This window comes from Methanoplanus endosymbiosus, assembly GCF_024662215.1.
In the GTDB taxonomy this organism is placed as follows: Archaea; Halobacteriota; Methanomicrobia; order Methanomicrobiales; family Methanomicrobiaceae; genus Methanoplanus; species Methanoplanus endosymbiosus.
The window spans coordinates 417777-433553 of sequence record NZ_CP096115.1 but is presented as its reverse complement, the minus strand read 5'-3'; the positions used below and the strand labels follow the sequence as shown (position 1 = coordinate 433553).

Annotated in this window: 11 protein-coding genes; 4 read left to right on the top strand and 7 right to left on the bottom strand. The window is 40.9% G+C overall.

The window, feature by feature from the left end:
• Positions 1–17: 17 nt before the first annotated feature.
• The 4 genes from L6E24_RS01710 (at position 18) to L6E24_RS01695 (ending at position 10699) form a co-directional block, all read left to right on the top strand.
• On the top strand, positions 18–5279 hold the full coding sequence (locus tag L6E24_RS01710; protein ID WP_257743011.1) for a right-handed parallel beta-helix repeat-containing protein: 5262 nt from the start codon (positions 18–20) through the stop codon (positions 5277–5279).
• A gap of 193 nt (positions 5280–5472) precedes the next feature.
• Complete coding sequence (locus tag L6E24_RS01705; protein ID WP_257743010.1) at positions 5473–6936, top strand: isoprenoid biosynthesis enzyme family protein; 1464 nt, start codon at positions 5473–5475, stop codon at positions 6934–6936.
• A 46-nt stretch (positions 6937–6982) separates the two neighbouring features.
• Entirely contained in the window at positions 6983–8455 is a 1473-nt protein-coding gene (locus L6E24_RS01700; RefSeq protein WP_257743009.1) for a class 1 isoprenoid biosynthesis enzyme, read from the top strand.
• Positions 8456–8725: 270 nt separating this feature from the next.
• Positions 8726–10699, top strand: coding sequence for a methyltransferase domain-containing protein (locus tag L6E24_RS01695; RefSeq protein WP_257743008.1), 1974 nt, complete (start codon positions 8726–8728; stop codon positions 10697–10699).
• Between the two features lie 57 nt (positions 10700–10756).
• Here the strand turns inward: L6E24_RS01695 and L6E24_RS01690 are convergent, their stop codons facing one another.
• From L6E24_RS01690 to L6E24_RS01660, 7 genes are all read right to left on the bottom strand, one after another.
• Positions 10757–11215, bottom strand: coding sequence for a hypothetical protein (locus L6E24_RS01690; protein WP_257743007.1), 459 nt, complete (start codon positions 11213–11215; stop codon positions 10757–10759).
• An 83-nt stretch (positions 11216–11298) separates the two neighbouring features.
• The gene (locus L6E24_RS01685; RefSeq protein WP_257743006.1) at positions 11299–12285 is read right to left on the bottom strand and encodes an MBL fold metallo-hydrolase; all 987 of its coding nucleotides are present in this window, start codon (positions 12283–12285) and stop codon (positions 11299–11301) included.
• An 86-nt stretch (positions 12286–12371) separates the two neighbouring features.
• Positions 12372–13394, bottom strand: a complete 1023-nt coding sequence (locus L6E24_RS01680) for a transcriptional regulator FilR1 domain-containing protein (RefSeq protein WP_257743005.1) — start codon at positions 13392–13394, stop codon at positions 12372–12374.
• A gap of 75 nt (positions 13395–13469) precedes the next feature.
• A complete protein-coding gene (locus L6E24_RS01675; RefSeq protein ID WP_257743004.1) occupies positions 13470–13847 on the bottom strand; it encodes a 4Fe-4S binding protein in 378 nt (125 codons plus the stop codon).
• A gap of 6 nt (positions 13848–13853) precedes the next feature.
• Positions 13854–14933, bottom strand: coding sequence for a hydrogenase large subunit (locus L6E24_RS01670; protein WP_257743003.1), 1080 nt, complete (start codon positions 14931–14933; stop codon positions 13854–13856).
• Positions 14933–15334 carry an NADH-quinone oxidoreductase subunit C gene (locus L6E24_RS01665; protein ID WP_257743002.1) on the bottom strand — a complete coding sequence of 134 codons (402 nt, stop codon included), beginning with the start codon at positions 15332–15334 and terminating at the stop codon, positions 14933–14935. Before L6E24_RS01665 ends, L6E24_RS01670 begins: the two co-directional genes overlap by 1 nt.
• Position 15335: 1 nt before the next feature.
• Positions 15336–15776: an NADH-quinone oxidoreductase subunit B family protein gene (locus L6E24_RS01660; protein ID WP_257743001.1), complete on the bottom strand. Its 441-nt coding sequence runs from the start codon at positions 15774–15776 to the stop codon at positions 15336–15338.
• Position 15777: the final 1 nt, after the last annotated feature.

The following is a 15777-nucleotide window of genomic DNA, read 5'->3' as shown; positions in this document are numbered from 1 at the left end:
GTTCAAAAGATTTTGATTTGGATACAAATCAAAGTTTAGCATTGGAATTAACCGAAGAATCCAGAATTATTACCGGCACTGTAAACGAAATGCCGGATAACAATACTCTGGCAGCAGATATTGAAGACTTCAGTCCGGAAAACGGGTTTGATACTGAATCTGAAGTTTTCTCCGGACAGATGTCAAATGCAGTTAAGAGCAGTGATAAGCCGGAAACCTGCACAAATCAGCTGCTGATGCAGAAGAGAACATTCGATGGTGCTCTCCCCTACATTGAGAACAGAACTGTCTGGTATGTTGATGCGAGCGCGCCTGAAGGTGGAGACGGTTCAAAGGCAGAACCTTTCAGGCAGGTCCAGACAGCACTTGATGTCTGCAATGCCTCTGAAAAAAATACCATCCTCATAGCCCATGCCGGAGGAATTTTGTATGACAGATTTGTTGTGGAAATTCCGGACGTTATCATCCGTTCAGAATCCGACAGTCCAAAAGAATATCCGACAATATCAGATCCTGAAAACACCGGGGTTATTATTTCGGCTGACAACGTCTGGCTCTGTAAACTAATAATTACAGAATGCAATGCCACTTATGAAGTTCCGGACATGGGTAGATCCGGAGGAGGAATTTTTGTTCATGACTGTGCAAATACAGAAATTAAGCGCTGTACTGTCATCAACAATACCGCAGAAACGGGTGCCGGCATATCATTTTACAATGCAGAGGGTGCCATAAGGGGAACTGATTTATCAGGGAACTATGCTGATACAGGTGGCGCTGTATTGTTATTCAACAGTTCTGTATGGATCTCCAATTCCACAATTCATGAAAATGTCGGCTTTGAAGGTGCCGGTATTGTCGTATATGATAGTATCTCCGAAATTCATAATTCTGAGATATATTATAATACTGCATTATCGGGCTCCGGAGTTCTCTTCATAAATTCAGAAAATAGAATTTTCAATTCTGATATTTCATATAACCTTGCAATAATTGGTGGTGGAATCCTTGATGTGGCCAGTCTGACATCAGTCCATTGGTGTGATGTCAATTATAACCATGCATATATTGGCGCCGGAATCTATAGTGCTATTTCAGAGACAGAGCTGCACGACACTGATTTCTATAGCAATATAGCTGACAAAGGTGCAGGGTATGCAGGTGATGCAAGTGAAGACAGAATCTACTCGTGCAATTTCACCGGAAATTATGCTTATTCGGGTGCGGGAATTGCAATAACTAACGGAGATTCTGAGATCTGCGGAACAGATATACAATACAACAGAATATTGAGAGATACAGATAATAATGATTCAGTATTCCATCTTATTCAGGAGAAACTCAATATTCCGGAGGGAACAATTTATCAGGACTGCATATCCAGTCAGTATTTTGATGAAAATTTAATGCAATATCTTTCAGTTCCGGAGATCTCTGAAGATATAGGTGTGCAGTCAGGTGTTGGTATTCTTATAGAAGAATCTGAGAACATTACAATCTGCAACAATCTTATTAGATTCAATGCTCCGACAGAGAACCAGACCTCATTAATAGTTGGCGGCGGAGTTGCACTAATGGACTCCAGCGGCTGTATTTCAGATAATACAATTAACAGTAATTCTGCTGACTATGGTGCGGGAATATTCTGTATGAATTCAACCACCAGCATTACTGACAATAATGTCAGAAATAATAACGCCACAATGATCGGTGCGGGTATATGCCAGATGGCAGGAGTGGCAGAGATATCCGGCAACAGAATTTCTAAAAATAATGCTACAGGATTTGGTGCCGGAATTCAGACTGTTACAGGAAAAACTATAATCCGGGACAATATTATTAAAATTAACAAGGCAGGAGAGGGCGGAGCAGGCATATGCCAGATAGGCGGTAAATCCAGAATTATTGATAATACTATATCTTCAAATGATGCCGGAAACGGAACAGAAATTATCTCTGGTGGCGGAGGTGTAATGGTTGCCGGACTGTATATTGATCCTGAATTATTATCAGCTCCTGAAAAACTGTCTGAGATATTGAATAATCCGGACTCAGAGTTTTTCACCGGAAATATTGCAGATTATATAACTGAAACAGCCGGAACCGACATTTACATTAATGAAGAAGAACTCTCCGAAGATCCTGATCTCTTCTGGGATATATACTCTGATGATGATCTGGATGCAGATGATGATCTCTTTTTATCCTCAGATATTGCAGCAGATTCAGATGGTTTAACATTGACTGCAAAGGCAACATTCAGAAGGAATACAATTGAAAGCAATTCAGCAATCACCGGAGGTGGAGGTGTTAAAGTCTTAGGCTCGAAGGTGAAATTTAAGAAAAATATAATTGTTGACAATAGTGCCAATAGGGGAGGTGCGGCAGACATAATTGCATCACGGGCATTATTTGACTCTGATAAAATCAGGAAGAACGATGCAGTGCGTGGTGGTGGATTAAGTCTTATAGCTTCACAGTGCTCAGTTGGATTTACAAAACTGAAGAATAACAACGCAACATCATACGGCGGTGGTCTCAGTTCAATTGGTGGGCAGTTGTTCATTTATGAAGGAGAGATATCCGGCAACTATGCCGGAACAGGCGGTGGAGGAATTAATTTACTTGAATGTTGGGTGAACTATTACGGAGGAGTAATTTGTGGCAACTCGGCTCCGGGAAGCGGAAACTTATCCGGCGGAGGTGGAATTAATATCATTGGTGCAGCCTACTCTGGAGAAGCAGCCCGTGAAATCAGTGACGCAGCAGGAATAACATCTGATACTGCAATTCAGGAGATCAATAATGATTTAATTCACCTGACTCTGGCATCTTCAGAAGATGACGGGTATCTACAGCCGGACATTAATTCCGAAGATGGAGTTATAATGCGTAATAATATATACAGTGCAATTATTGAGAACAATACTGCCAGTTCCGGTGGTGGAATTAACATAATTGGTTCTGAATATGAAAATATAATAGGATGCTATGTTTCAGACAACACAGCCACTATATCCGGCGGAGGAATATCTCTTGTTGCCTCAAATGATACCAGAATTGTGGAGACAACAGTTTCAACCAATAGTGCACCCGAAGGTGACGGCATATATATTCAGGATTCACGCGGCTTTACTGAGTATAACAATATCTTCATGAATAAGGAAAATATCCTTGCAAAATCAACAGAAGCTGCACCATTTGCATGGGATGCTTTACTAAACCATACAATATATAAGGCATTTACAGTTACAGGCAGCCCTTACGGCGGAGGAAGCGTATGGGCAAAACCAGACGGCACAGGAATGTCACAGACCTGCACTGACGCTGACCTTGACGGAATCTGTGACTCGTGTACATATACTGTCAATGATACAGATGGCACAATAGTCGGTGTTGATGAACTGCCACTCTATTACAACCCGGAATATGGTACACTCATTGTGTTAACAGAACCTGAAGGTGCAGAGATAGAAATTGACGGAAAGACTTACGGGCGTGAGTCAGATGCAGGATATTATATGCCCGCCGGAAATTATTCTGTTAATATAACCCTTCAGAATTACTTTGATGCACCATTATATACAGTACCTGTGAAAACCGGAGAGATAGAATATATTGAATACAGTTTCACAGATATTCCGAAATTCCGTTCAACCGGTTCAGGACATGCTCCTTTAAACTTTGTGGCAGATGCAACCAAAACTTCAGCAGACCTGAAATCATGGAAGTGGCATATAGTTTCTCCGGACGGAACAGATCATTCATATGATGGAGGCAGTGTGCAGACTTATCTCAATGACACAGGCAATTACACAGTAACCCTTGATGCAGTATGGGACAGTAAAACAACCACATCGGTCCCTAAGATTATCCGTGTAATGGAGGCACCGCCGGAACCAAAGGCTTCAGAGAAGGCAGGTACTAAAATAAACGGCACAAGGACAGAAACCCTTCCTGATGGTTCACAGGTTATTTTCATAAATACAAGCAAAGCCGGCAATGTTACGACAACCAATGACGGCATTGTAGTAGAGAAACCGGATGGGACAAAGATCGAAATAAAGACAAATGAAACACCCTCTAAATCAGGAGGCAGTGTTTCAGGACAGGTAACATCCGTAACTATGCAGCAGCCTGAACTTAACGCATTACTCGGCAGCGGACTTGGTAATGCCTCAGTCGGTGTTTCAATGACGATGGATGAATATGATGGAGATGCCAGTGTATCAACAGAGATCTCAGCCGGATGTGCTGATGATGCAAGGAATGCCTTCTCAGTTGCAGTGCCAGGCTTAAAAGATGTAGCATATACCATTTACTTCACAAAATCCGGCTTTGACAATAGTTCTGCAATATCTGAGGCCACCATAAGCTTCTCAGTCAATACCTCGTGGGTAAATTCAATGGGCGGCCCTCAGAGAATTACCATTGTCAGGTGGAAGGATGACGGAATGAGTGAGAACATCAACCCGACATATCTTGGAATTTCAGGCACTGAATCACTCTTCAAAGTGACAACAGACGGATTTTCAGTCTATGGCGTTGCCGGATTTTCAGTACAGTCATCATATGAAAGCAGCAGGGATGATGACAACTCTGTAGGCATCACTGATGCAGAGAATCTCGCAACCGGAAAAACGGTGGCGCTTACGATGAGCAGCTCTGCTTTTACAGGAATTGCACTCACTCCGGTAAAGGAGATACCTGATCTGAGAATTACTGCACAGGTTATGAACAATCCTGAGAGCGGTATGGGAGTTCCGGAAGGCGGCAATGCAGCAGTTATGGAATATGTAAAGACAGTTCTGTATTATACAACATCTGCGTCCCTTGAAAATGTGGCATATACAGCAGAAATTCCGGAAAAATGGCTGGAAGAGAACAACAGTTCACTCCCGGAAATCTGGTATTACAATGAATCAGCACTTTCATGGAATATGCTTGAAATTCTGAATATTACAGAAGAGAACGGAAATAAAATTGTAACAGTAAAAGCAGAGATGCCCGGATTCGGATGGTTTGCAGTCGGATCAGTGACAGATGAATTTATCACCGGAGAAACCCTGCCATTTGGGCCGGGACCTGTAATCCCGTCAGAAGTTCCGGATAAGACAGTAAAGCCGGAGTCCACAAAACCTGCGGAACCAGCCGGAACTGAAAAGACTGAGACCCCAGAAGCAACAGCAACACCAACACCAACACCACTTCCGGGAACTGTTGTATTAACCGGCATCTCTCTTGCAGCAGCATTTATTCTGCTTAGAAGAGAGCATTAACCCGGAAATTCCGTATTAATAAATCATAAACAGACAACAAACTCCCTGCAAAAAAGCAGGAGAGATCAATTATAATATTTTTTAAACCAGCACAGTATCATCGATCTGATAATTGGAAGTGGAATTTCTCTTAAAAAACAAGATTGTTAATAACATCAGTAACAATACCCTTAATGGGATAACAGGATTATTTATGATGAAAGAGCTTATGGACACTCTTTTAGGGGAAAAACCGGAGAATGACATATTTAAAATTTCATATCAATATGCAGAAGAAGATTATCAAAATCTTACTGCATTCATGGAGAATGAATATGATCCTGAGATAATCTTAGGCAGGCTTACAAAAGAACGCAAAAGGCTTCAGAAACTTAAATACTTAAGAGAGATTGTTATTTTTTCTGACCGGAAATTCAGCCTCAACAATGAGGAGAGATTGAGGGAAAAAGAAATTTTAAAGGCAGAAGATAGATTATTCAGATTCGCAGTGATGAGGGATCAGGGCATAGCTTCAAATCCGAATATAAATCCTGAAGAGTTTAAAGAGTGGATAGAAATACTACTTCCGGGAAAAAAAGATAACAGGCAGAATTTTCTGGACTCGCCTGAAGAATTTATCAGAATTTCAAAGAAGATCATCAGAAAAAATGATGAAGAGTCTTTCCTTTGGTTATATTCGTACATTCATGAATATATTGATATCTGCCCGAAAAAATACCTTGAAAATGGAATATTCGGAAAATTCATGAGATCCATTATTGGGGTAATATTCTTTTCAAAATCAGCTGAAAATCCGGATTACAATAATATTTTGAGGCTGGCGGGTTTTTTTGCGGCAACATATCTCTTTGATGACATACTGGACGATGCAGAATACAGAAAATCTGAGAAAGAGGATTACTACCAAAATGTCCTGAATATTTTAAACGCCGGAAAATCCAATGAAATTATTTATTCCTCAGATCCGCTGATGGCTTTTTCAGAATCTGCATTTGCCGGAATGTGTGATATTCTTGATGATAAAAGAGGCAGTATGGTTGCACAGTCATATCTTGCTATTGCAGAAGCAACTGAGGCAGGTTCTCAGTGGAATTACAGTACACCGCTTACAGATAGTGAGATATACTCAATTGCCGCTATAAAAGCAGCATATACAAGAATTATTCCGGCAATTCTTGGTGGTCATGAAATTGATGAGATATTTTTGTCACACTGCATGAGAGGCGGACTGATATATCAGCTTACAGATGACCTCCGGGATATAACTGATGACATAACAGAAGGCAGTATAACGCCTTTCAATTATTTCCGCTATGGCAAAACAGAACAGGAGATCCATCCGGTGGAAATTTTCCTTGCAGCAGTAAGCAGAATGTCTGCTGAAAATCTGAAAGATATTCCTGATGCAGAAGACCTCTGGATTATGCGGATAACGCATTCAATCCGGCTATTAAAGCTCAAATCAGGTGAAGAAGACCTTAATATACTTTTTAATGAGATGAATTTTCCGGATGGAAAAATCAAAGAAGAACTTCTAATGATTGCCGGATGCAGTGATGTCATTATCGACATTGAAGCTGAAACTGCAAAAATACATTCGGAAATTGCCGTTAATATACGGGGCGGGTGGAGTAAAAATCCCGTTTTCGGCCATTAAGAGTGTCCGGATTTAACAAAACCCGGAAAAGTTCAGATAAAAAGATGTGGCAGTAATGATTCAGGCAGTACTGGATAACCTTAACGGATATAACGAAGATGAAAGCCTGTATGATGTATCCCACAGATATCTCCTCCATGATTTTGATGATCTGCTGAATTATGGCAGGACTGCATATAATCCGGAAATTATCACTAAAATTATCCAGTCTGAGAGAAGATGGCTTAAAAAGCGGTATTTTATACACAATGCCCTAAAATCCACAGATAAAATCTTCAAAACAGATACAGACAGTCTGATAAAATATTCTGAAATGTACAGTGAAGCTATAAATTATTACAGGTATGCCTCAGTCAGGGATAAAGGAATAATCAGGCAGAATAAAGAGATTAAAGCCTTTAAAAAAGATCTGAAAGATAAATATTTCAGGTTCGGAAATTCCGGAAAGATAAGCGGAAATAATGAACTTTTAGACCCGGAAAAACTTGCTGAAATCTGCTGTGAAATGGCAGGAATCTCCGTTGATGATACCGCACTTATCAAAGATGAAATTACAGAATTTATCAGAAACTGTCCGGAATCTTACATTAAAAAAGGGCTGTCTGCAAAATATATCGGTTCTATGTTTGGAGTTGTAAAATTTGGTTATGACAGCAAAAGCAGCAATTTACGCCAAAAAATTGTTCTTGGCTCCTGCTATGGTATAACCTATCTCTTTGACGAAATCATTGATGATCCTGACTACTCTTCAGAAGAGAAAGAGAAATACTACAGAAATATTTCAAATATATTGTTGAGCACCAGAGATGATGATATAGAGTTATCTGAAAATTATCTTATGGCATATACCGAAAATGCACTGATTAAAATGCGTGATGAACTGCCGGAAAATAGATGGAAAATGCTTGCAAAGGCATATTCGGCCATTGCAGATGCTTCATTAAAAGGTGCAGAATGGGGATACGGCAATATCCTCAGAGATGAAGATCTGTATATCAACTCTGCACTGAAAGGAGCCTATACAAGAATAATACCTGCAATTCTTGCAGAATACCGGATAACCGAAAAATTTCTGGTACATACTCTTAGATCAGGATATATATTTCAGCTCCCTGACGATCTCCGTGATTTTCCGGAAGACACCAAAAATGGAAATATTACAGCTTTTAATTATTATAAATTCGGAGCAAATCCTCTGAATCACCATCCCATTGAAATTTTGATGCTGGCAATATCACGTACATCATTTATTGATTATCCGGAGTTAAAAGATGCCTGCAATCTTTATATGGCCTCTATATTTCAGTCATTAAAAGTCCTTTCTGAAAAAAACCGTACAGAAGATCTCTGTAAACTGTTTTCGGAGATGAACATCCCTGATAATGAAACAAACCGGCAGCTCTGCCTCACTGGCCGGAATTATAATCTGGTTACGGATTTTGAAACCGAAATTGCAGGCAGATGCACTAAGATTTCGCTTGATATGAAAAAAAGCCTGAATGATTCTGATGTCAGATAAATACACACCTGTGCAAAATTATATAGTATTATTCCGGAACTGAAAGATGGGTGTGCGTTTCACCCCGCAAAAAGGTAAATAAGTCACAGGATATTCCGGAAATAAACTTCATTTGTGGATTGTTTTATAATTTGTTGCGCACCCGTCTGTAAATTATGAATTCCAGCTTATTTTAGACTCAAAATACCTATTAACATTTAATATTTACATCCGGTCCGGCAAAATATTTATCCTGAGAAATCAACATCAGATTTCGAGAAGATAAATTAAATGAATAAATCGAAAGGTAAATCCAGAATCACTACATTTCTTGGTCCGGTTGAAAGCCTTGAAAGTTATGTCCGGGCAGAATGGTGGAGAGAGATATTCAATGCCAATTATCTCAGAACAGACGGTGATGTTGTTGATGACAATGAAATTACATCAAAAGAGACTGAGAGCTTTATCTCTCTGATGGATATCTCAAAAGATGATATAATTCTTGATCTATGCTGTGGACAGGGCCGGCATTCAGTTGAGCTTGCAGCAAGGGGTTTTAAAAATCTCTATGGTCTTGACAGATCTCATTATCTGATAAACAGGGCAAAAAAACAGTCTGCAAAAGATGGCTACAGCATTAACTTCAGGGAAGGCGATGCAAGAAAGCTTTCCTATTCCACTGACACATTTGACTGTATTATTATTCCGGGAAACAGCTTTGGATATTTTGAGTCATGCGATGACGACAAAAAAGTCCTGCTTGAAGTATTCAGAACACTAAAACCCGGCGGTAAATTACTTCTGGATGTATCAGACGGAGATTATCTGAAAGAAAATTTCACACCGAGAAGCTGGGAATGGATAGACAGAAATTATTTTGTATGCAGGGAAAGGTCACTATCTTCCGATAATGAAAGGCTTGTAACCCGTGAGGTTATCACTCATGTCAGCAAGGGGGTAATAGCTGACCAGTTCTATGCGGAACGGCTTTACAACCCTGAAATGATCTCTTCCATGCTTAAAGAATGCGGTTTTAAAAATATCCGGATACATGAACCCATTATAACAGAATCACAGAGAATGCAGGATCTCGGTATGATGGCACGCCGCCTCATCATAACTTCATCTGTAGAGAAAGAGTGGTCACCTAAGAAGAAACAGGCCAATAAAAAAAGATCAGTAATTGTGATTATGGGTGACCCGGAACTGGAAGATAAGGTAAAACCTCTCTGCAAATTCGATGACGATGATTTTAAGACTATTTCCCAGCTGAAAGATGCACTTTCCGGTCTTAAGAATTATAAATTCACCTATGTAAACAGCCATAAAAATCTCATGAGTTACCTCATCAAAAACAAAAACAGGTTTGAATTTGCATTAAATTTATGTGATGAAGGTTTTTCAAATGACCCAAAAAAAGAGCTGCATATCCCTGCATTACTTGAAATGCTGGATATAGAATACTCCGGCGGAAACCCTCAGTGTCTTGCATACTGCTATGACAAATCCCTTGTGCGTGGTATTGCAAAGGAGCTTGATATACCTGTTCCAAAAGCATTCATGATAAACCCCGAAGACAGTTCATTTATTGAATTCCCAATACAATTTCCGATAATAGTCAAACCAAATTTTGGAGATTCAGGTGTTGGAATAACAAAAGAGAGCATATGCAGTGATGTGAATGAACTTCAGGATGCAATACTCAATGTCAGAAGAATTTCCGGAGCGGAAAAACCAATTCTTGTTGAGGAATTCTTAAACGGAAAAGATATCAGCGTAGGCATAATAGGCAATCTTCCGGATGAATACATCGTTCTCCCCGTAATAGAAGAGGATTATTCTGCACTTCCTGAGGACCTGCCAAAAGTCTGCGGTTATGAGGCAAAATGGGATCCTGAAAGTCCATACTGGAATCTAAAATCAATTAAGGCTGATCTTCCTGAAGATGTATTGAGATTCCTTACAGCCAGCTGTATCAGGCTGTATGCAAGGCTTGGCTGCCGCGATTATGCCCGTTTTGACTGGCGACTCGATAAAAACGGTACTCCAAGGCTTCTTGAAGCCAATCCCAATCCTGGCTGGTGCTGGGACGGACATCTGGCAAAGATGGCAGGATTTGCAGGAATGGACTATCAGGATATGCTGGAAAGCATAATGATAAGTACTGAAAAACGGATATTTCCGGACAATGAAGAGATAGAATCCAAAGAAACACCGGAAATGAATCCGGTTACAAATTTATTTCCGGAAGAACTTAGCCTGTAAAGTAAAAGTAATGATGTGGATCTCTCTTTCAGATCCACCACAGTATTTTTATTCCGGTCAGTTATCTATCTCTCCTGAATCTGTATTCAGAATTACTGTGCCGCTATCCTGAACAGAATAATTTTCAGGATTTTTAATGGCATCTACAGGATTGCTACCGGTCTCACCATAATTATCAATGGCGTAATCATACTCATCCTCATCTGAATTATCAGTGCCGGCGGGACTGACCACAGTAGCCTGATTGACATATGCATCACTGGCATACTCTTCATTGTAATATCCTTCAGCCTTATCAAGAATACCGCCACTGCCCATAGTGTTGTAGCTCTCTTCATAGCCGGAATCTTCCTCTTCATCCTCAACGGTTTCATTTGTTTGTTCAAGGCCGTATGGATCTTCAGAATCCTTACTATTCTCTGATGGACCCGGAATGTCGCGGTCATAAATACATCCGGCAGACAAAATTAATCCAATCGCTGCCAGAACAGTAAAAAAAATAATTTTATTCATCATCTTCAACCTTAAAAATAATTCTCACTGATATTATAAATTATGTCGGAAAAGTGAATGCCAATCCTTAAAATCATCCGGATAAATCAGATATCAATACCCCTGTTCTCCTTTAGGCTCCCCAGATCATTCTCCGGTTTACACTGACGAACAAAATCCATAAAACCAACCCTGCCGTCTGCATAATCGGCATGCCATCTGTCCGGCACTTTAAACCGGCTGTACAGCTCATCACGATTAGCTTCAAGAGGGAGAGGTTTTTGTCCCATAAAATCCGCAGCTGAAATAATTTTTCCATCGGTTTCTGCGGACAGTGCCTTTAGCCACTCAAAACCCTCATGTGAACGCAGCAGATGATGATCAAGAATGAAAATTTCAACTGACGGAATTTCAGCTATTGAAATGGCATTCCCCCATGCCAGATCTCTGTCATCAGCAGAAATCCGACCGAGATATAATGGAGGCCCGGATGCAAAAACAGCATTTGGTTCAGAATTCCGGATAACATCAACAGATTCCCTGTTTAACAACTGAATATCAGAAGCATGAAGAAATGATTTCTCCCCATCAGAAACATCCCTAATCTTACTCATCATCACTGTTCCGGGATGGCTGCCCGGTTTTCCATGCGGAACCGGCAGTGAACACTGCACAACCGCATCACCACTGCCTTCAGCCGCCGGCAGATCATCCTTTCCAAGATAAGCAATGAGATCCAGCCGCCTCCTTAGTGAAACATTTGAACAACCTTCAGGCCCTTTACACCAGAACTTAGCACCCACACGGAATTTGACATCCTGCAAAGGGATCTGGTACGGGTTTGCATCAGCAAGAGGCAGGTGATCACCATGATAATGACTGATTACAATATCAGTAGCTTCAGAGCAGGCATCAAGAATCTGCTTCCTGACTGCATCGCCGACTGCCACCTGACAGGGATGCGGGAGACGGCCGTGCCTTAGATAACCCAGCGCAACACCCGGATCAATCAGAATGTTTCGATCTCCGGTCTTTATCCGGCAGCAAAGCCCACGAACCCCAAGCGATTCCGTGCCAAGAATTGTGACCTCCATATTTCACAATATAGGAGGGATAAACGAAGAAATCTTTGGTGAAAAAATATCCGGTTGCTCTTTGGGTCCTCCGGAGATCCAGCCGCTCAAAGATGCCCGTTCAGACTTATAAATTCCTCATATTTAACTGATCTCTCTTTATAATATGAAAATAATTCCTCACTCCATTTAAGGCAGGAATCAGACTGACAGATAAAATCATAGATTGAGTCATATGTTTCCCTGTCATTTAAAAAAAATCCAAGGGACAGTTTTTTATCAGTAACCGTAAGGCCAACAGGAATTATCTCATCGGTCACAAAAAATTTCAGTTTCTCAAAATACCGGTACTCATCAATATTGTTGAAATAAGGAGGGTTTATGAGCATTAATGCAAGTTCTTCGGATATAACCAGCTCTATTTCAGCACCGGAATTCAGGCAGTCAATCATAGTGCCGCTGATGTCAGCCGTACCCCAGGTTGAAATTCCGTGGATATGATCTGCCTCCTTTAACAGTTTATGATAATAATTAAGATTCTGTTTATAATTTACTGTTGGATCACATATCAGACTGGCGCTGCGCAGCATACCCATCTTCTCAATGGAAAAATCAGGGAGAGTGTCATAACTATGGATCATAAAATATTCCGGATTTTCTACAATCAGGATGACAAGATTATATATGTCATATAACAATTCTTCTCTTCTAGATCCGGGAATCATATCCGCCGAAATCAGCCCCATCTGTAACCGATCAGAATCTTCTCCGTCATAGACAGACAGTAAATAACCGGAGAGAAGATCAATATCTCCTGAAGATATATCACTGCACACAGCTTTTTCCCTGCCGTTAAGTTCAGACAACAGGGAAAAATACTTAGATCTAAGAACAGCACCAAATTTAGTCAGGAAATATTTATCATCATCTCTTTTCAGAATCAGAAAATCTGCAAGACAGACCGCATTAGCTGACATCTTATCAGAGATAAAATCTTCAGTATATGGATTGTTTAAGCCGTCAGAGGTGATTTCCGGAAAATTAAGAACAATAGATACAGATTCCGGACAAAAAATCCTGCATACAATATCCCGGTATTGAAGAACATTTTCATTCGGTGTCAGCATCATAATGTAATGATGGTTGTAATATGATTAATAAATGATGTTAATGCAATTATAAGAAAAAAGATTTATAATATTTGATTATTCTTTCTTCTCAGGTTTTGGTGCAGGTTCAGGCCCCTGTATCTTCTCAATAAGAATTGGTGAAGTTACAGGTTCATGATAGACATTGCTCATATAGATACAGTCCTTAGGACATGCCTCAGCACACGAATTGCAGATAATGCACCTTGCCCTGTCAATCTGCCATGTCCTCTCCGGTTTGGATACCTCAATGGCATGAGCAGGACAGTGGCGGCTGCAAAGCCCGCAATAGATACAGTCCTCAATATTGATCTCAATATGTCCTCTTGATGTCTCATATCTCCTTGCCGGCACAGCGGGGTACCTGCGGGTTGCAGGGCCGCTGCAAAGTGATTTAAAAATCCTCTTTGCCATTGTAAAAGTGATTTTAGCCATATCTAATCACCTCTCTGCACAACCGATACATGGATCGATTGTAAGGACAATTACAGGCACATCAGCCAGCTCACATCCGGCAAGCATCTTCACAAGCGGAGGAATATTGGTAAGCGTAGGTGTTCTGACACGCTCCCTGACAAGATACTTCGTGCCATTTCCTTTCAGATAATGGATACATTCTCCTCTTGGCTGTTCAACCCTTGAGAAGTACTCACCGTCAGGATTGCCCCTGACCTTTACATCAATGTCACCATCAGGTATTTTGGCAATTGCCTGCTGAATCAGATCAGCTGACTGGACAACCTCCTTTGCACGAACCATACACCGTGAATAACAGTCTCCGGCAGTCTCAACAACCGGTTTATAGTCAAGTTCAGGATATGCTGCATATCCGGTCTCGCGGATATCAATTCCAACACCACAGCCCCTTGCAGTAGGACCGCAGGCACCGAGTTTATAAGCATCATCTTTTGACAGATGGCCTACCCCTCTCGTCCTGTGAATGACAGAACTGTCATCAAAGAAGACGTGGTTCATATCAGTAACCTCAGCTGAGATCCTGTCAAGATTGGCTGACATCTCCTTTAACTTTTCAGCAGAGATGTCCTTTCTGACACCACCAACCTTACATGAACCCTGAATAACCCTTCCTCCGGTTGTCTCCTCCATCGCATCAAGCACCTGCTCACGGATTCTCCAGGCTTCCATAAAGAGATTCTCAAAGCCCATAGCATCAGCAAAAAGACCCATCCAGAGAAGATGGCTGTGCATCCTTGAATACTCAGACCAGATGGTTCTCAGATAATGTGCCCTTTCAGGAACCTCAACGTCCATAATAGTCTCAATACCCTGGCAGAAAGCAAGACTGTGAATAAAACTGCATATACCACAGATCCTCTCTGCAATATAGACATAATCCTTATATTCCCTCGTCTCTACAAGCTTTTCAAGTCCCCTGTGAACATAGCCAATCGAAGGCACAGCCTCAATAACCATCTCATCCTCGATTACCAGATCAAGATGAATCGGCTCAGGAAGCACAGGATGCTGTGGTCCAAAAGGTACAACCGTTCTTCTTCCCATTACTTCTCACCTCCGTCATTTTTCTTCTTTGAAGGAACTTTCTTTACTGTAATATTATCGTTATTAAATGGATGCGGAACGCTTGTCTTAAAGAGATAACCGTTAAAGTCAATATTCATGCCTTTAACTTTTATATCATAGAGATCATGCATCTCATTTTCATAGATAAAAGAACCCCAGTAAGAATCTGAAATACTTGGAACAACCGTATCTCCGGATATTGTAATTCTCAGGTTTTCAAATTTATAGTCCTTCTCAAAGGAGTAATTTATCTCAAAAATCTTATCGATCCTTGTGCATCCCATCTGGACAAGGCGGTAGCCGTCATCAGACTTCTTCTTAACCTCGCTCAAAAGCTCCTCTACTGAAATATCCCTCAATAACTGATCTTCAATTGCCATCTCATTTGCTCCCTGCATTCTTCATATCTTCTCTCTTCTTTCCAAGAATACCCAGAGCCTTCACGACACCGTCAATAATAGCCTCAGGTCTGGCAGCACATCCGGGAACATAAACATCCACAGGAATAAGCTTGTCCACACCTCCGGCGAGATTGTAGCAGTCATGAAATACCCCTCCGGAGATTGCACAGACACCGATTGCCACAACCACATTGGGCTTTGGCATCTGGTCATAGATATTTTTTATAACCGGCCTGTTCTGTTCGTTTACACCGCCGGTAACCAGGAAAACATCAGCATGTTTTGGATTTCCGGTATTGATGATACCAAACCTCTCAATATCATAAAGAGGAGTCAGGCATGCGAGCACCTCAATATCACAGCCGTTACAGCTCGATGCATCATAATGTATTATCCACGGGGATTTTGTAATATATGCCATA